Genomic DNA, 18,000 nt, shown 5'->3' on the forward strand with positions numbered 1-18,000 from the left:
AGCGCGCACTCTAACCGCTGTGCTCCATCGGGCGCCAGCCATGGCGCGTCATATCCACACGATTATTGGTCACATTCACACCCTCTGCGCGCAGTCTGGCCCGCTGTTCATCGCCCGAAGGGGTGCCCAGCGCCAGGCTCAGGCGCCCGCCTGCGCCGAGTACCCGGTGCCAGGGCAGGCGTGTATCGGCCGGTAACTGCCCAAGGGTGCGCCCGACCCAACGGGCCGCCCGGCCCAGTCCCGCCAGCTCGGCGAGCTCGCCATAGCTGACCACCTTGCCCTCGGGTACTTGGCCAAGCACCGAATACAGCGCCGTTCGTCGGGCTTCAGGCGACGCCAGCGCGTGCTCATATCCCTCAGACATCAGGGCAGCCCTGGCCTGGCATGAAACCGGACGAATGGTTGCGGCAAATGAGAGTTGAACTCAACGGCATGCTCCTGGGTCTGTGCTTGCTCTGGTCGTCGGTATCTGGATAATGCCCGGCTTTTTTCGTCAAATCGAACCTGTAGCGCGCTTATGTATTCTAGATCCTTGCTTTGCCTATTGACCGCTTCGCTGTGTGCCGCCCCGGCGTTCGCCGACACCGTGTGGATGAAGAACGGTGACCGGCTCAGCGGCAAGATTCGTGTTTTCGATGGTGGCAAGCTGCTGCTGGAAACACCGTATGGCGGCTCTATCTCGCTGGACTGGAAACAGGTCCAGACCCTCGAGAGCGATCAGAAATTGCTGGTCAAGCAGGACGCCTACACCGGCGAGGTGGCCAAGTCGCTCAAGGCCGCCGAGCCCGGCAAGGTGACGCTGGCCAACGGTGATGCGCCAAAAACTGTCGACCTGGCCAGCGTCCAGCAGATCATGAAGCCCAAGCCAGTGGTGGAAGATTTTGTCTGGAAAGGCAACGTCGACGTGGCCCTTGACTACAAGCGCGCCGAAAACGATACCGATGATTACGATGTCGGTTTCAAGACCACCGCTCGCCATGGCCGCTGGCGGCACAATGCCGAAGGCGAGTACAACCGCGAAACCAAGGACGATGTCACCACCACCGACAACTGGAGCGCGGAATACGCGCTCGACCGCTTCATCACCGAGAAGTGGTTCTGGCAAGGGCGCATGGAGTACAAGCGCGACCGCATCGAGGACCTGGCCCGCCAGCGCACCGTCGGTACCGGCCCTGGCTACCAGTTCTGGGACGACGAACTGGGCGCGTTCTCGCTGGGTTCGCTGATCAACCGTACCGATTTCGAGTATCAGGACGGTGCCAAGGACAACTTCTACTCCGCGGCGGTGAAATGGGACTATACCCGCTACCTGATCGGCAAGAACGTCCAGCTGTTCACCAATGGCGAGTTCGCCAAGCCGCTGGGTGGCGTGGCCGACTACTCGCTGGATGCCGAAGTGGGGCTGCGCTACAAGGTCACCGAGTGGGCTTCGCTCAACCTCAAGGCGGAGAAGGACATCATCACCGGGACGCGGGACAGTGACCTGGACAAGACTCGTTACACTGCCGGCTTCGGTGTGACCTGGTAGATCGCCGGGGGGAAATTGCGTTCCCCGGTGGGAGCCGCGCTTACCGGCGATGGGCTGCAAAGCAGCCCCATTGGCACTGGATGTGATAATGCTTATCTTGTCACCTAACCAGTCCGCCTCCAGGAGCCGCCCCCAAGTGAGTACCAACGCCATCCGCCCCGCCCGGGAACTGCTGCTCAAGGAATACCGCGGCGTCCTTTCGACCCATTCCAAGTCCATGCCGGGCTTCCCGTTCGGTTCGGTGGTGCCTTACTGCCTGGATGCCGAGGGTAACCCGCTGATCCTGATCAGCCGCATCGCCCAGCACACCCACAACCTGCAGAAGGACCCCAAGTGCTCGCTGCTGGTGGGTGAGCGTGAGGCCGAGGACGTGCAGGCTGTGGGCCGCCTGACGGTGATGGCCGAAGCGCACAAGCTGGTCGATGAGGCCGCCATCGAGGCGGCGGCCGAGCGCTACTACCGCTATTTCCCCGATGCGGCCAACTACCACAAGGCCCATGACTTCGACTTCTGGGTCCTGCAGCCGGTGCGCCATCGCTACATCGGTGGCTTCGGCGCGATCCACTGGCTCGACCAGGTGACCCTGGCCAATCCGTTCGCGGGCCAAAGCGAGGCGAGCATGATCGAGCACATGAACAGCGACCATGCCAATGCCATTGCCCATTACGTCGAGCTGAGCGACCTGCCGCGCAGCGTACCGGCGCAGATGGTCGGCATCGACAGCGAAGGCATGCACCTGCGTATTGGCCAGGGTATCTACTGGTTAGCGTTCCCCGCGCCTTGCAACACGCCGACACAAGTCCGCGAAGCCCTGGTTTTGCTGGCGCGCGCCGAACAATGGCCGGCTGCGACTGAAGTCGAGGCTTGAAATCCCGAGTGCACGCATCCATCTGTAGGTCTTACAGGAAGGGTCTCTTCCGACGAGGAATGCTTTGATGCGTGCTTTTCTATTGCTGTTTCTGTTGTTCCCGGTGCTGGAGCTGTTCGTCTTCGTCAAGGTCGCCGGGGCCATCGGTTTCTTTCCGGCGCTGCTGCTGATCATCGCCGGCTCCGCTCTGGGTGTGCTGGTGGTGCGTGTGGCCGGCCTTGCCACCGCCCTGCGTGCCCGTGAAAGCCTGCAGCGTGGCGAACTGCCCGCCGAGGACATGTTCCAGGGCCTGATGCTGGCCGTGGGCGGTGGCTTGCTGTTGCTGCCGGGCTTCATCAGCGACGTGCTGGGCCTGCTGTGCCTGCTGCCGTTCACCCGCCACCTGGCGGCCCGCAAGATGCGCGAGCGCGCCGAAGCCCAGGCCATGCGCCAGCGCGCGTTCCAGGACGACCCGTTCCAGGCGCCGCCTCGCGATGGCGGCCATCGCCCGAACGTGATCGAAGGCGAGTACGAGCGCCGCGACAAATAATCAGACCTGCAACCCCCGGGGCCGCACAAGCGGCCCCGGGCTTTTTCAACTGGCTGAAAAATTTTGCATATCAAACCTTGTAATTGAATATGGCGGCCTCATGTATGTGGTCACCGCAAGGTTTCTGGTGGCAACACCAGTCATGACACAGGTGGTCCGCCCTTTGCGGGCCACCCCCGGCAATGCCGGACCGCATCAACCCGCCGGTGTCGATACCGGCCGATGAAAACCACAATTTGGGAGAGATCGACAATGAAGCTTCGTCCTCTGCATGACCGCGTAGTCATCCGTCGCAGCGAAGAAGAATCGAAAACCGCTGGCGGTATCGTCCTGCCGGGTTCGGCCGCTGAAAAACCAAACCGCGGCGAAGTCGTTGCTGTTGGCACCGGTCGCGTCCTGGAAAACGGCGAAGTACGTGCGCTGGCCGTTAAAGTCGGTGACAAAGTGGTTTTCGGCCCTTACTCGGGCAGCAACACCGTGAAAGTCGATGGCGAAGACCTGCTGGTCATGGCCGAGAACGAAATCCTCGCCGTTATCGAAGGCTGATTTCACCCCCGACTTCCCGTTACTCCAAAGATTTCCAAGGATTAAACGATCATGGCTGCTAAAGACGTAAAATTCGGCGATTCCGCTCGTAAGAAAATGCTGGTTGGTGTCAACGTTCTGGCTGACGCGGTAAAAGCGACCCTCGGCCCGAAAGGCCGTAACGTAGTGCTGGCCAAGAGCTTCGGCGCTCCGACCATCACCAAGGACGGCGTTTCCGTCGCCAAAGAAATCGAGCTGAAAGACGCCTTCGAAAACATGGGCGCCCAGCTGGTCAAGGAAGTCGCTTCCAAGGCCAACGACGCTGCCGGTGACGGCACCACCACCGCTACCGTTCTGGCTCAGGCCATCGTCAACGAAGGCCTGAAAGCCGTCGCTGCCGGCATGAACCCGATGGACCTCAAGCGCGGCATCGACAAGGCCACCGCCGCCGTTGTCGCCGAGCTGAAGAACCTGTCCAAGCCATGCGCCGACTCCAAGGCCATCGCCCAGGTAGGCACCATCTCCGCCAACTCCGACAACTCCATCGGTGAAATCATCGCCGAAGCCATGGAAAAAGTCGGTAAAGAAGGCGTGATCACCGTTGAAGAAGGCTCGGGCCTGGAAAACGAACTGTCCGTCGTAGAAGGCATGCAGTTCGACCGTGGCTACCTGTCGCCATACTTCGTCAACAAGCCGGACACCATGGTTGCCGAGCTGGAAAGCCCGCTGCTGCTGCTGGTCGACAAGAAGATCTCCAACATCCGTGAGCTGCTGCCAGTTCTGGAAGCCGTTGCCAAGGCCGGCCGTCCGCTGCTGATCGTTGCCGAAGACGTCGAAGGCGAAGCCCTGGCTACCCTGGTGGTCAACAACATGCGCGGCATCGTCAAGGTTGCTGCAGTCAAGGCACCGGGCTTCGGCGACCGCCGCAAGGCCATGCTGCAGGACATCGCTGTCCTGACCGGCGGCCAGGTCATCTCCGAAGAAATCGGCCTGACCCTGGAAACCACCACCCTGGAGCACCTGGGTAACGCCAAGCGCGTCATCCTGTCCAAGGAAAACACCACCATCATCGACGGTGCTGGCGTTGACGCCGACATCGAAGCACGCGTCAAGCAGATCCGTGCCCAGATCGAGGAAACCTCTTCGGACTACGACCGTGAGAAGCTGCAAGAGCGTCTGGCCAAGCTGGCTGGCGGTGTTGCCGTGATCAAGGTCGGTGCTGGCACCGAAGTTGAAATGAAAGAGAAGAAAGCCCGCGTTGAAGACGCCCTGCACGCTACCCGTGCTGCCGTCGAAGAAGGCGTGGTGCCTGGCGGTGGTGTTGCCCTGGTTCGTGCCCTGGCTGCCATCGTTGACCTCAAAGGCGACAACGAAGACCAGAACGTCGGTATCGCCCTGCTGCGTCGCGCTGTAGAAGCGCCGCTGCGCCAGATCACTGCCAACGCCGGCGACGAGCCAAGCGTTGTCGCTGACAAGGTCAAGCAAGGTTCGGGCAACTACGGCTACAACGCTGCTACCGGCGAATACGGCGACATGATCGAGATGGGTATCCTCGACCCAGCCAAGGTCACTCGTTCGGCTCTGCAAGCCGCAGCTTCGATCGGCGGTCTGATGATCACCACCGAAGCCATGGTTGCCGACCTGCCGGAAGACAAGCCAGCTGCTGGCATGCCTGACATGGGCGGCATGGGTGGCATGGGCGGCATGATGTAAGCCGGCCTTACCCCCTGCAGCAAGAAAAAGCCCCGGTTCGTGAGAACCGGGGCTTTTTCGTTCTTCTGTGCCGGCCCTCTAGCAGGCAGTACGATGCTCGCCGGCTGCCGCCTCGGCCATGCCCTGGCGATACAGCACCAGGTAATACGAGCCCAAGCCGATCAACCAGCAGAACACGGCGGTCCACACGTTATGCGACAGGAAGTGCGCCCCCTGCAGCATCCGCCCCAACCCCAGCGTCGAGCCAGCCACCAGGGCCACCCCAAACGCCACCCGCGCCAGTTTCGGCCGGCGGTCACGCAACATGAAGAACAGGCCGAACAGGCAGAAACCGGTGGCTGCATGCCCACCCGGCCAGCACAGGCCAGGCTTGTCGGTCGCCGGACGGTGTTCCAGCAGCTTGCTGTAAGTTTCCTTGCCGCCGAACTGGGTCAGGCTCCACGGGCATTGCACCTGGGTCACCTTCTTCAGCGGCGTGACGAAGGCCGTCGACAGCCCCAGCGCCAGGACCAGGCAACCCAGCTCGCGGCGCCAGCTGAACAGACGTTTCCAGAAGAAGCTCGAGGCGAACGCGCCCAGCGAAATCAGCCCAAGCAGGATCACGCCTTGCTTGACCCGGTCATGCATGACGGTTTCCAGCAGATAACTGTGACGGCCGATGAACTGCCCGGCGGCGGGGTCGAAGAACAGGTTGGCGACGTCCATGTCAAGCGAGGTCAGTTCCAGCAGGAGCAGGGCCGCGGCAACCGCCAAGGGTATGCCCAGGTATAGCCAGAGATTGATCGGACGCGGACGAGTGCGTTGTTGCATGACGACTCCAGGGGGTAAAAAGACCGGGCATTGTCATGCGCCCGCTATCCTCTGTCCGTGAAGGATCAGTGAAAAAACTGTCAATTTCGCTGAATTTGCCCTGGGGCTGGCACAGTACCGGCGATGGCCTTAAGCTGCGCCTGCCGCGCACCCTAGCGAAGCGCCGCACAGGAGAACCCGATGCGTATTCTTTTGGTTGAAGACAACCGCGATATTCTTGCCAACCTTGCCGATTACCTGGGCATGAAAGGCTACACCGTCGACTGCGCCCAGGACGGCCTCTCAGGCCTGCATCTGGCCGCCACCGAGCACTACGACCTGATCGTGCTCGACATCATGCTGCCCGGTATCGATGGCTATACCCTGTGCAAGCGCCTGCGCGAGGATGCCCGCCGTGATACCCCGGTGATCATGCTCACGGCCCGCGACCAACTGGACGATCGCCTGCAGGGCTTCCGCTCCGGTGCCGATGATTACCTGCTCAAACCCTTTGCCCTGTCCGAGCTGGCCGCGCGCATCGAAGCGGTGCTGCGCCGGGCCCAGGGTGGCGGGCGCCGTACCCTGCAGGTCGCAGACTTGAGCTACGACCTCGATACCCTCGAAGTGACCCGTCAGGGCCGCCTGCTCAAGCTCAACCCAGTCGGCCTCAAACTGCTCGCGGTATTGATGCAGAAGAGCCCGCACGTGCTGCGCCGCGAGGTGCTGGAAGAAGCCCTGTGGGGCGATGACTGCCCGGACAGCGACAGCCTGCGCAGCCACGTGCACCAGTTGCGCCAGGTGATCGACAAACCGTTCGAAAAACCGCTGCTGCATACCGTCCATGGCGTCGGCTATCGCCTCGCCGAGGGCCGCGATGGAGTTTAAGCAAAGCCTTGCCCAGCGCATCATCATCGCCTTTGCGTTGATGAGCGCACTGGTGGCCGGCGCCTTCGCCTTCGGTATCGTCGCCACGGTGCATCTGGTCGAAGAACGCCTGATCTCATCGGTGCTCGGCGGCGACCTGCAGCGCTTGCTGCGCATGGACAGCGTCAGTGACTGGAGCCACCGGCCGCGGCCTGACCAGCTGTTCTACTTCAGTGGCGGGCGCGATGACTTCGAGCTGCCCAAGGACCTGCGCCACCTCGATGTCGGCTTCCATGAGGTGTTTCGCGATCAGCTGTCCTACCACGCGATGGTCGAGATCGTCGATGGTCGCCGCTATGTGCTGCTGCAGGACCAGAGCGATTTCGAAGAGCGCGAGCGCGTGCTGTTCGCCGTCGTGGTGGTGGGCTTCGTGCTCAGCCTGGTACTGGCGGTGGTGCTCGGCTGGCTATTGGCGCGCAGGGTGATGGCACCGGTCATCCGCCTGGCACGACAGGTTCGCCATCGTGATCAGTTGCTTGGCCTGGCGCCGCCGTTGGCACCGGACTACGCGGCCGACGAAGTCGGCCAGCTGGCGGTGGCCTTCGACGATACCCTGGGCCGGCTGCGCAATGCACTGAACCGCGAGCGCTTGTTCACCAGCGATGTCAGCCATGAGTTGCGCACACCGCTGATGGTGCTGGCCACCTCGTGCGAACTGCTGATGGAAAACCCCAATCTGGATACCCGCGCGCGCAGCCAGGTGGAGCGTATCGCCCGTGCCACGGAAGAGATGCGCGAGCTGGTCAAGACCTTCCTGATGCTGGCGCGTGCCCAGCGTGACCAGGGCGCCGTGGCATCCCAGGCAACCCTGCGCGAAGTCGCCGACGACCTGGTCGGGGTGTGGCGCGATACCATCGAACAGAAGGGCCTGGCGCTCTACTACGATGGCCGGGTCAGTGCAGGCCCATTGTTGTACAACGCCACCTTCCTGCAATCCGTGATGGGCAACCTGCTGCGCAATGCCGCCCATTACACCGATAGCGGTTATATCCGCCTCAGCCTGGAGCTCAACGGCTTCAGTGTCGAGGACAGTGGCGTAGGTATCCCGGAGGAGCAGCGCGAGGCCATGTTCCAGCCTTTCGTGCGCGGCGAGGAGCGGCGTGGCGAAGGCCTTGGGCTGGGCCTGTCGCTGGTGCAGCGGATCTGCGATGACCAGGGCTGGCGGGTGACCCTGACCTCGACGGCACCGCATGGCTGCCGTTTTCAGGTGGATCTGAGCCAGAGCGCGGAAAAGACCGATCCCACTCGGTAACAGGATGAAACATTCCTGCGGTTTGATGACACTTTTTTCACATTGGCATGACCTGTTCCCTACGATTCGTTACCTAAGGTATGCGCATTGGATACAGGAGCCACTCGATGCGCAGCCCGATCAAACTCGAATTTTCCGAGAAGTACGACCAGCAACACGCCCAGGACTACTTCCTCAAACACCAGGATGGACTGGCTCGACGCCTGTCCCACAAGCGTGACGAGCAGCTGGCCCGACGCGCCCTGGCGCTGGCGGGAGAACCAGGCTTGGTCCTCGACTTGCCTTGCGGTGCGGGCCGTTTCTGGCCGCTGCTGGCGGAAAAGCCGAACCGGGTGATCATCGGCGCCGACAACTCCGAGGCGATGATCCAGACGGCCTGTGCCGCACAACCGCCAGAGGTGGTAGCTCGGGTACGCCCTTTGCAGACTTCGGCATTCGCGATCGACTTGCCGGATAATTCGGTCGACAGCATCTTCTGCATGCGGCTGTTCCACCACATTGGCGAAGCGGCTCACCGCAAGACCATTCTTGACGAGTTTCAAAGGGTTAGCCGTGACAGCGTAATCCTGTCATTGTGGGTGGACGGTAACTTCAAGGCCTGGCGCCGCCAGAAGCTCGAGAAAAAGCGTAGTGCCAAGGCCGAACAGAGCAGCTATCAGAACCGCTTCGTGTTACCGGCAGAAACGGTTGAAGCAGAATTCAAGTCCGCCGGCTTCAGAATCCAGGAACACCTCGACTTCCTGCCGTTCTATGCCATGTGGCGGGTGTATGTATTGCGTAAGGGGTAGTGTTTGATGGCTGTAGCCCAAAATGGGGAGTCTCGGTTCGATTATTACTGGCGCCAGCAGGGCGAATGGGTCGAGGAACCCAACCAGCGGCGCGGTGGTGAAAGTGGCGTACAACGGCTGAACGATGGCAACGGCAAGGTGCTGTATGCCAAGCGTCAGGTCGGCCATATCTATCGCAGCCTGTTGCACCCATTCGGCAGGCCGACCGTATTGCGCGAGCTCGATGCACTGAACAGCTTCGAGCAACTGGGTGTGCGCGTGCCGCGCATCGTGTTTTGTGGTGCCGAGCGTGACCCCGAGCACCAATGGCGCGCGCTGTTGGTCAGTGAGGCGCTGGATGGCTTTGTCGAACTCGATACGTGGCACGCCGAAGGTGCGCGCGAGCGCTATCCTCAAGTTGTTCATGAACGCATGCTCAAGGACCTGGCCGACAACCTGGCGCGCATGCACCTGGGCCATTGGCAGCATGGCTGCCTGTACGGCAAGCACGTCTTCATCAAGGTCATCGGCGAGGGTGAGCAGGCCCGCGTCGAAGTGGCCCTTCTGGACCTGGAAAAGTGCCGACGACGCATCAGCTGTCAGCGGGCTGCGGGTAACGACCTGCGTCAGCTGCGCCGCCACTCGTCGCTGAATGACACGGAATGGCAAACGCTGCTCTATTTTTACCAGATGGCGTTTGGCAGCGCTGTCAAAGGGTTAGGGTAATGAAACTAGAAATAGCTCGAGCTTTATTCCTGGTGGCTGGGTTGGCTGTGACCACGGCGGCGGTAGCTGCCTGGGAAGAGCCACGGCCTGTGGTGTTCAGCAAGGCAGACCAGTGCGCGGTGCCGCATGAGGTCAAGGCACAGCAGAACAAGGCCGAACCGGACCAGGACCTGCTGTTGTTCCTCTTCGGCATGCGCCAGGGGCTTCGGCCGTTTGGCTGATACAGCTCGAGCAAGATGAAGGCCTCGCAATCGCGAGGCCTTTGTTTTTTGTAGGAGCGGTCATGCGGTAATTGGCTGCTTGGCCTCAGACTTGTGGGCCAGCAAGGTGTAGATACACGGCAGCACAAACAGGGTGAACAAGGTCCCGATCGACATCCCGGTGGCAATCACCGTGCCGATATCGAACCGGCTCACCGCGCCGGCCCCGGTGGCCAGGATCAGCGGCACCATGCCGAACACCATCGCAGCCGTGGTCATCAGCACCGGCCGCAGGCGAATGGCGGCCGCTTCCTCGATGGCCTGGCGAACGCTCAAGCCCTTTTCCTCACGCAACTGGTTGGCGAACTCGACGATCAGGATGCCGTGTTTGCTGATCAGCCCGATCAGCGTCACCAGCCCCACCTGGGTGTAGATGTTCATGCTGGATATGCCCAGGAACAGCGGTAGCAGCGCGCCACAGATCGACAATGGCACGGTCACCAGGATCACCAACGGGTCGCGGAAGCTCTCGAACTGCGCGGCCAGCACCAGGAAGATGATCGCCAGCGCCAGGCCGAAGGTCACCCACAGGGCGCTGCCTTCCTGCACGTACTGCCTGGCCGTCCCGGCATAGTCGAAGGCAAAGCCCTCCGGTGCTTCTTCCCGGGCGATGTCGCGCACCGTCTGCAGCGCCTCGCCGATGCTGACCATCGGCACCCCCTGGATGATCGCCGAGTTCAGCTGCTGGAACTGGTTGAGCTGGCGGGGGCGGGCTCGGTCACTGAGGGTGATCAGTGTCGACAAGGGCAGCAGCTGCCCTTGCTCGTTCTTCACGTAGTAGTTGTTCAACCAGCCGGCGTTGTCTCGATAGGGCCGCTCGACCTGGGCAATCACCTTGTAGCTGCGGCCTTCGAGGGTGAAACGGTTGATTTCCGCCTCGCCCAGCAGGGTGGCCAGGGTGCCGCCCAGGGTATCCATGGAAACGCCCATCTGCGCCGCCTTGGCCCGGTCGATGTCGACCACCACTTCAGGCTTGTCGAAGGCCAGGTCGATGTCGAGGAAGGCGAACTTGCCCGATTCCTGCGCCCGTTGCTTGACCCGCTGGGCGACCTCCAGCAGGGCAGGGTAGTCACCGGCGGTATTGATCACGAACTGGAACGGCAGGCCCTCACCTGTGCCCGGCAGCGATGGCAGGTTGAAACCGAAGATCTGCAGCCCGCCAATCTGCTCGAGCTTGGCCTGCACCAGCGGCAGCAGCTCCATCTGCGTGCGCTGGCGTTCGTTCCAGGGCTTGAGCAGGAAGCCACCGATGCCGCTCTGTACGCCGTTGAAACCGTTGATCTGGAACGATGAGTAGTATTCGGGGAAGCTCTTGAACAGGGGCGTGAACTGGTCGGTGTAGGCGTTCAGGTAGTCGAGGTTGGCCGGCTGCGGCGAGCTGCTCATCATGAAGATGACGCCCTGGTCCTCGTTGGGCGCGAGCTCGTTCTGGGTGAACTTGAGCAGCACCGGGACCAGGCACAGGATGATCACGGCGAACACCAGCACCACCGGGCGGCTGTCGAGGGTGGCGTGCAGCAGGCGCTGGTAACGCACCTTGAGGCCTTCGAACAGCACGTCGAGCCGATGGGCCAGGCCACTGGGGTTCTGCTCCTGGCGCAGCAGCAGGGCGCACATCATCGGTGACAGAGTCAGGGCGACGATGCCGGAGATCACCACCGCGCCAGCCAGGGTGAGGGCGAATTCCTTGAACAGCGCGCCGGTGAGCCCGGTAAGGAAACCGATGGGCGCGTACACCGCCGCCAGGGTAATGGTCATCGACACCACTGGCATGGCGATTTCCCGCGCGCCTTCCAGGGCGGCATCGAAGGGTGACTTGCCTTCCTCCATGTGCCGGTGGATGTTCTCCACCACCACGATGGCATCGTCCACCACCAGGCCGATGGCCAGCACCATCGCCAGCAGTGTCAGCAGGTTCAGCGAGTAGCCCATCATCTGCATGAAGAACAGCACACCGATCATCGACAGCGGGATGGTCACCACCGGGATCAGCACCGAGCGCAGGGCGCCGAGGAACAGGAACACCACCACGATGACGATCAGCACCGCTTCGCCCAGGGTCTTGATCACTTCGTCGATGGACGCCTGGATGAACAGCGTGGCGTCGTAGGCGATCGATACCTTCAGCGCCGACGGCAGCTGGCTTTCCAGCTCCGGCATGATGCGCCGCACTTCCTTGATCACGTCCAGTGGGTTGGCCGCCGGGGTGGCTTTGATGCCGATGTAGACCGACGGCGTGCCATCGAACGAACTGACCGTGTCGTAGTTTTCCGCGCCCATTTCCACGCGCGCCACGTCACCCAGAAGCACCCTGCTGTCACCGGACACCTTGAGCGGCAGCGCGGCGAAGGCTTCGGCCGATTTCAGCTCGGTGCTGGCGTTGATGCTGGTGACCACGTACTCGCCCTTTACTTCGCCGGCGGCGGAGAGGAAGTTGTAGCGGCGTACGGCATTGGTCACGTCGGTGGCGGCAAGGCCGAAGCCGGCCAGCTTCACCGGGTCGATCCAGATGCGCATGGCGAACACCTGGTTGCCGAGGATTTCCGCTTCGGCCATGCCCGGCAGGGTGGCCAGCTTGGGTTGGATCACCCGTGACAGGTAGTCGGTGATCTGCGGGTTGCTCATCTCCTTGCTGTAGAAGCTGATGTACATCAGCGCCGAGGCGTCGGCGGCTTCCTTGCTCAGGACCGGGTCTTCAGAATCCTGCGGCAGCTGGTTACGCACCTCGTTGGCCTTGGCCAGCAGTTCGGTGAACAGGCGGTCGCTGTCGGCGCCGATGCGCGCGTAGATGGAGATCACCGAGAAGTTCTGGCGGCTGACCGAGGTCATGTAGTCGATGCCTTCGGCGCTGGCCAGGCTCTGTTGCAGCGGCTGGGTGATGTAGCCCTGAATGGTTTCGGCGTTGGCCCCGGGGTAGGCGGTGGTCACCGTGATCAGGGCGTTTTCCATTTTCGGGTATTGGCGGATCTGCAGCTTGTTCCAGGCCTGGAAGCCGAGCAGCAGGATCAGCAGGCTGACCACGCTGGCCAGCACCGGGCGGCGGATGAACGGGTCGGTGAACGCCATGCCTGCCTCCTGCTCAGTCGGTGCGCGGGGCGCCCTGTTCGGGCTTGAGCGCGCTGTCCTGGCCGATGCGGATGGTCGCGCCCGGGGTCAGCTTGAGCTGCCCGGCGGTGACCACCTGTTCACCGGCCTTGAGGCCCTTGCTGACCACCACCACGCCATCGCGGCGTTCGCCGGTCTGTACCGTGCGTTGCTCGGCGGTAAGTTGCGGCTGGCCCTTGTCGTCGTTTTCCGGGTTGCCGTCCTTGTCCTTCTTCGGCGTGGCGACGTACACCGAGTTACCGTACAGGGTGTAGGTGATGGCGCTTTCCGGCACCACCACCTGGGGCTGCGGGTCGGGCAGCAGGATCAGCAGGTTGGCGAACATGCCGGGCAACAGCTTGTCGTCCGGATTGGCCAATGTCGCGCGTACCAGCAGGTTGCGTGTGTTCTCATCGACCTTGGGGTTGATCGCGCTGAGGCTGGCCGGGAAGGTCTGGCCGGGGTAGGCGGCCACCTGCACGAGCACCTGCTGGCCGAGGCTCAGGTGCGGCAAGGCCTGTTCCGGCACGTTGAAGTCGACATACAGGCTGGAGAGGTCCTGCAGGGTGGCGATCACCGTGCCGGCGGCCAGGTACTGGCCAATGTCCACCTGGCGGATGCCGATGGTGCCATTGAACGGCGCGTTGATGCTTTTCTTGATCTTCTGCGCCTTGAGCTGTTCGACCACAGCCTGATTGCGCCGGTACTGGGAGGTCAGGCGATCGAACTCGCCGCGGGAGATGGCGGCATCGCCGACCAGCTGGCTGCCGCGGCCGAAGTCGACCTTGGCCAGCCCCAGGTCGGCCTGGGCGGTGCCGAGCAGGGCGGTTTCCTGGTCGTCGTTGAGCTTGAGCAGCGGTTGCCCGGCTTTGACCTTCTGCCCGGAGTCGAAGTACAAGGCCTTGACGATGCCTTCCACTTCCAGGCTCAGCTCGACGCCTTGCAGGGCCTTGAGGCTGCCTACGGCAGGCAGGCGCTCCTGCCACTGGCGCTGTTCGGCCGGGGCGGCGGCAACGGTGATGGGCGGCCGTGGGGCGGAGAACACCTGGATCTGTTTGTAGATCGAGAAGCCCTTGTAGCCCCCCAGGGCCAGCACGATCAGCAGAACGACGGCCAACATGATGAGCATGCGGCGGCGTAGCATAGGTCCGGTTCCTTGGATGCGTGGTTGTTATTCGTTTTGACACGACAACGGGCGATCCTGCCCACGTGCGGATGGGGGAAGTATTGCAGAAGGAGAGGAGATTGCCTGTGCCGGCCTCTTCGCGGGGCAAGCCCGCTCCTACAGGTACAGCGCGAACCCAAGCATCATGGGTCTCTTGTAGGAGCGGGCTTGTCCCGCGAAAGGGCCGTCAAGCCAGGTGCAGGTGGTTATCCCAGAACCCGGACGGCAGGTCCAGCGGTTGCCCGATCAGTTCGGCCTTGCGGCAGTTGTAGAAGCGGCAACGGCCCTGCCCGGAGGTAACGACGAAACCATCCTTGACCGCCCCGACCCCGGCGCAGTCGGGCATCGGCGCATCGAGCTTCACCGCACCGCTGTCCAGGTCCCAGACGAACAGGCGGTTGGCCCGCGGCGCGGTCAGGGCCACCAGGCGCAGGTCGCTGTGGATGGCGACACTGGCGGTGTACTGGGCCATCGATTGCAGCTGGCGCTCCGGTACCGGGAAGGCCTTGAACGGCTCGCCCGGGCGCTTGATCGCCAGCAGCTCGGCGGTCTCGTCGGCAGCGCCCATGAACTGCTGGCAGGCGGCGATGGTGCCATCGTCGCCCACCGCCAGGTGGCGCACGCTGTTCATCTGCTGGGCCAGGGTTTCCTTGCTCAGCAGGGTGCCGTCGCGCTGCATCAGCACCAGGCTGGGCTCCATGGCATTGAGGTTCATCTCGACCCGGCTCTCGGCCTCGGTGCGGATACCGCCGTTGGCCACGATCAGGGTTTCGCCATCCGGCAGCCAGGCCACTTCATGGGGGCCGATGCCGTGGGTCGGGATCTCGCCGGTGTGCACCAGGCGTTCACCCTCGAAGCGGTACACGCCGAGCACGCCACGGCCTGGGTCGGTGGTGTCGTTCTCGGTGGCATACAGCCATTCGCCAGCCTTGTGGATCACCGCATGGCCATAGAAGTGCCGGTTCGGTTGCGAGGTGACGGTCTGCAGCAGGCGCCCGTCGCGCAGGTCGACCAGGTAGCTTTCGGTACCGGGTCGGCGGGCGACGAACAGGGCGATCGGCAGCTCTGGGTGGTTGATGATGGCATGGCAACGCTGGGCAACCTGGGTGCTGAACACCTGGGTGCCGTCCAGGCGGAACCCGACCGCATAGTGCTTGCCGTCGCCATCGTCCCGCGCCGACAGCAGCAAGGGTTCGCTGCCTTTGTTGCGGAACAGGCTCCAACCGCCCAGGGTCAGGGCGCTGAGCAATACGCTACCGAGTTTGAGGGCCTGGCGTCGCAGCATGATCAGTCACCGTCGTTGGCATTGAAGCCCAGCTGGATGTTCAGCGCCTTGGCCAGGTCGCCTTCGTGCAGGCGGTGGACGACGTTGAGGGCATCGTAAATCTGGTTGAGGGTCTGCTGCCCGGCGTCGTCGGCCAGCAGCTCGCCGAGGGTCTTCTGGTTGTGGGCCAGCAGTTTGAGCGCCGTAGCGTAGGCGTCGTCGATCTTCTGCGCCAGGGCTTTCTGATCGCTGGGCAGCAGGCCGCGCAGGCCCTGGTTGTCGACCCCGACCCACACCGCCTGGGCGGCCTTGAGGGTGGCTTCCAGGCTCTTCATCGAGGAATGGCTGCGCCAGGCTTCGGCCTGCAGCGGCTGCGGGATGCCCTTGCTCTGGCGACCCATCGGTGCACCCAGCTTCTTCTTCAGGGTGTCCAGGGCGGTGACCTGGGAGCGCAGCAGGTCGGCGATCGCCTCGTGGGAGTCGGCGTAGCGCTGGTTGGGGAACTTGGTCATCTGCGACAGCATGCCGTCGGTGCTGTTCCAGCCCTTGAGAATCTCCTCGGCCAGGACCTTCTGGTGTTCGCCGATGGCGACCAGCAGCGGGCAGTAGCGGGCTTTCTGCTCGGCCGTGGCGATGTCCGGCTTGCTGTCGAAGAGGATGTACTCGTAAGCCGACAGGCCGCGTACCACGACGCTGGCCTTGCCCAGGGCGGCGGCATCGACCGGCTTGTCGCCGTTGACCAGCTGCTCGACCTGGCGGCCGACCAGGTTCTTCTTGTCAGGCCAGAACTGTACCTGCCAGGCGCGGTTGCCTTCGGCCAGCGGGCCGACCAGCAGCGGTTGCAGTTCGGCCCAGGCTTTCTGCGCATTGAGGAAGTCGGCGCGTGCGGTGTCCAGGCTTTCCTTGCCTTCACAGTAGGCCAGGGCGCTGGCGGCCAGCTGGCGGTCGGCTTCGACCCAGCGGCTGTAGGTCGGCAGGATCACCTGCTTGGCGATGGCTGCGGAAGTCACCGCCTGCGGGTCCTGCGGCGAGCAGGCACCCAGGGCGAGTGCGGCGAGGCTGGTGAACAACAGTTTGGGTCGGAACATGCCCGGCTCCTTGCGCGTTTTAAAGTGAGTTCAGGAAAGCCAGCAACGCGGCGCGCTGCTCGGCATTGAAGGTCAAGACATGGTCGCGCGCCGACTGGGCTTCGCCGCCGTGCCAGAGCACGGCTTCGAGCAGGTTGCGGGCGCGGCCGTCGTGCAGGTACTGGGTGTGGCCACTGACGGTTTCGGTCAGGCCGATGCCCCACAGCGGCGGGGTACGCCAGTCCTGGCCGTTGGCGGCGAATTCGGTGCGCTCGTCGGCCAGGCCTGGGCCCATGTCGTGCAGCAGCAGGTCGCTGTAGGGGCGGATCACCTGGTTGGCCAGCTCCGCTTCGGCGGTGTTGGCAGCGGTGGTGAACTGCGGGATATGGCAGGCCTGGCAACCGGCCTGGAAGAACAGGTTCTTGCCGGCCAGCACTTGCGGCGCGCCAACGTCACGACGGGCAGGCACGCCAAGGTTGCGGGTGTAGAAGGTGACCAGGCGCAGGATGTTATCGCTGACTTCCTTCTCGTCGCCTGCGCCGTCGCCATTGGGCGCGGCCAGGCAGTCGACCTGGGCCGGGGTGCAGTCGTCCTTCGGCTGCAAGGTGCTGGTCAGGCCCATGTCACCGTTGAAGGCATGCACGTTCTGCTGGTTGACGTTGGGCTGCCCGGCCTTCCAGCCGAAGCGGCCGATCACGGTCTTGCCCAGGGCGTCGTCCCAGACCCTGTTGGCGCGGCCGCGGATACCGTCATGGTTGCGGTCGTCCGGGTCTTCGTTGGCCAGGATGTCGGCCTCGGGGATGGCTTCGAGCAGGCCCAGGCCGATCATCGGCGGGGCGATGCGGGCCGAGAAGCGCGTGTCGGGGTGCATGGGGCCGTAGCCGAGCTGGGTGATCTGCAGGGTCGGGCGGCGCAGCTCGACCGGGTGGCCGTCCTTGAAAGTGACGGTCTGGGTGGTGTAGTTCACCCGCACTTTGCCCTCTGGCACCACGCCAGGGATGGCCATGTCCTGCAGCTGGGTGCCGTAGGCGGGTTCGGGGACCACGCCCAGGCGCTCGATCTCCTTGGCCAGGTAAGGCTGATCGGGGATCGACAGGCGCACCAGCATGCCCACGGCATTGCTGTCGCCCGGCTCCGGCGGGTGCCCGCGGCCGTCGCGCACGTGGCAGTTCTGGCAGGCCGTGGTGTTGAACAACGGGCCCAGGCCGTCACGCGCGGTAGTGGTGGACGGGGCGATCACCCAAGGGCTGCGGAAGAAGCTGTTGCCCACGGCGAAGTCCAGGCGCCGCTCGGCCGAGAGGTTGGCCGATGGCAGGGAGAATGCCTTGCGGTCATCGCGCTGGACCGTTGCCTGGCCGCCAGACAGCGCTTCACCGGGCTCGGCCTGGGTGAAACGCGGGGCGTCGTCACAGGCGGCAAGGGCGAGGGCCAGCAGCAGAGGGGAGAGTCGGGACAGCGACGAGGACATGCAAAATCCTGGGCGTGGACGAAAAATCGGCGTGCAAGCTTAGCAGGACGGCGTTATTTGAATAAGAGCAA

Annotated in this window: 17 protein-coding genes; 10 read left to right on the forward strand and 7 right to left on the reverse strand. The window is 63.3% G+C overall.

Translation table 11 applies throughout. The features are described from left to right. Nucleotides 1-10 precede the first annotated feature (10 nt). Nucleotides 11-364, reverse strand: a complete 354-nt coding sequence (locus C2H86_RS16705; protein ID WP_159408986.1) for an MGMT family protein — start codon at nt 362-364, stop codon at nt 11-13. A 153-nt stretch (nt 365-517) separates the two neighbouring features. On the opposite strand from C2H86_RS16705, the gene C2H86_RS16710 reads away from it, so the two are divergent. The 5 genes from C2H86_RS16710 to groL all read left to right on the forward strand — a co-directional run bounded on the left by C2H86_RS16710 (nt 518) and on the right by groL (nt 5,163). After that, nucleotides 518-1,528, forward strand: coding sequence for a DUF481 domain-containing protein (locus C2H86_RS16710; protein ID WP_159408987.1), 1,011 nt, complete (start codon nt 518-520; stop codon nt 1,526-1,528). A 136-nt stretch (nt 1,529-1,664) separates the two neighbouring features. Beyond that, on the forward strand, nt 1,665-2,396 hold the full coding sequence (locus tag C2H86_RS16715; RefSeq protein WP_159408988.1) for a HugZ family protein: 732 nt from the start codon (nt 1,665-1,667) through the stop codon (nt 2,394-2,396). 67 nt (nt 2,397-2,463) lie between these two features. Continuing rightward, nucleotides 2,464-2,925: an FxsA family protein gene (locus C2H86_RS16720; protein WP_159408989.1), complete on the forward strand. Its 462-nt coding sequence runs from the start codon at nt 2,464-2,466 to the stop codon at nt 2,923-2,925. 252 nt (nt 2,926-3,177) lie between these two features. Next, a complete protein-coding gene (locus C2H86_RS16725) occupies nt 3,178-3,471 on the forward strand; it encodes a co-chaperone GroES (protein WP_009684394.1) in 294 nt (97 codons plus the stop codon). Between the two features lie 51 nt (nt 3,472-3,522). Then, nucleotides 3,523-5,163, forward strand: a complete 1,641-nt coding sequence (groL, locus tag C2H86_RS16730; protein WP_159408990.1) for a chaperonin GroEL — start codon at nt 3,523-3,525, stop codon at nt 5,161-5,163. A 78-nt stretch (nt 5,164-5,241) separates the two neighbouring features. On the opposite strand, the gene C2H86_RS16735 is transcribed toward groL, so the two are convergent. Next, entirely contained in the window at nt 5,242-5,973 is a 732-nt protein-coding gene (locus C2H86_RS16735; protein WP_159408991.1) for a phosphatase PAP2 family protein, read from the reverse strand. Between the two features lie 180 nt (nt 5,974-6,153). On the opposite strand from C2H86_RS16735, the gene colR reads away from it, so the two are divergent. The 5 genes from colR to C2H86_RS16760 all read left to right on the forward strand — a co-directional run bounded on the left by colR (nt 6,154) and on the right by C2H86_RS16760 (nt 9,842). After that, the gene (colR, locus tag C2H86_RS16740; RefSeq protein ID WP_003255215.1) at nt 6,154-6,837 is read left to right on the forward strand and encodes a two-component system response regulator ColR; all 684 of its coding nucleotides are present in this window, start codon (nt 6,154-6,156) and stop codon (nt 6,835-6,837) included. Then, on the forward strand, nt 6,827-8,128 hold the full coding sequence (locus tag C2H86_RS16745) for a sensor histidine kinase (RefSeq protein WP_159408992.1): 1,302 nt from the start codon (nt 6,827-6,829) through the stop codon (nt 8,126-8,128). Before colR ends, C2H86_RS16745 begins: the two co-directional genes overlap by 11 nt. Nucleotides 8,129-8,235: 107 nt before the next feature. Beyond that, nucleotides 8,236-8,916 (forward strand): class I SAM-dependent methyltransferase, encoded by a 681-nt coding sequence (locus C2H86_RS16750; RefSeq protein WP_159408993.1) that lies wholly within the window; start codon nt 8,236-8,238, stop codon nt 8,914-8,916. A 6-nt stretch (nt 8,917-8,922) separates the two neighbouring features. After that, nucleotides 8,923-9,621 (forward strand): lipopolysaccharide kinase InaA family protein, encoded by a 699-nt coding sequence (locus C2H86_RS16755; protein WP_159408994.1) that lies wholly within the window; start codon nt 8,923-8,925, stop codon nt 9,619-9,621. Further along, on the forward strand, nt 9,621-9,842 hold the full coding sequence (locus C2H86_RS16760) for a hypothetical protein (protein WP_103449268.1): 222 nt from the start codon (nt 9,621-9,623) through the stop codon (nt 9,840-9,842). The genes C2H86_RS16755 and C2H86_RS16760 overlap by 1 nt, the downstream gene beginning before the upstream one ends. Nucleotides 9,843-9,902: 60 nt before the next feature. On the opposite strand, the gene C2H86_RS16765 is transcribed toward C2H86_RS16760, so the two are convergent. The 5 genes from C2H86_RS16765 to C2H86_RS16785 form a co-directional block, all read right to left on the reverse strand. Further along, complete coding sequence (locus tag C2H86_RS16765) at nt 9,903-12,947, reverse strand: multidrug efflux RND transporter permease subunit (RefSeq protein ID WP_159408995.1); 3,045 nt, start codon at nt 12,945-12,947, stop codon at nt 9,903-9,905. Nucleotides 12,948-12,960: 13 nt separating this feature from the next. Beyond that, on the reverse strand, nt 12,961-14,109 hold the full coding sequence (locus C2H86_RS16770; protein WP_159408996.1) for an efflux RND transporter periplasmic adaptor subunit: 1,149 nt from the start codon (nt 14,107-14,109) through the stop codon (nt 12,961-12,963). A 208-nt stretch (nt 14,110-14,317) separates the two neighbouring features. Next, nucleotides 14,318-15,415: a DUF1513 domain-containing protein gene (locus C2H86_RS16775; protein WP_159408997.1), complete on the reverse strand. Its 1,098-nt coding sequence runs from the start codon at nt 15,413-15,415 to the stop codon at nt 14,318-14,320. Nucleotides 15,416-15,417: 2 nt separating this feature from the next. Next, on the reverse strand, nt 15,418-16,482 hold the full coding sequence (locus C2H86_RS16780) for an imelysin family protein (protein WP_159408998.1): 1,065 nt from the start codon (nt 16,480-16,482) through the stop codon (nt 15,418-15,420). 19 nt (nt 16,483-16,501) lie between these two features. Continuing rightward, nucleotides 16,502-17,929: a di-heme oxidoredictase family protein gene (locus C2H86_RS16785; protein WP_159408999.1), complete on the reverse strand. Its 1,428-nt coding sequence runs from the start codon at nt 17,927-17,929 to the stop codon at nt 16,502-16,504. Nucleotides 17,930-18,000 lie beyond the last annotated feature (71 nt).

The sequence above is a fragment of the Pseudomonas putida genome (assembly GCF_009883635.2).
GTDB classification, from domain to species: domain Bacteria; phylum Pseudomonadota; class Gammaproteobacteria; order Pseudomonadales; family Pseudomonadaceae; genus Aquipseudomonas; species Aquipseudomonas putida_W.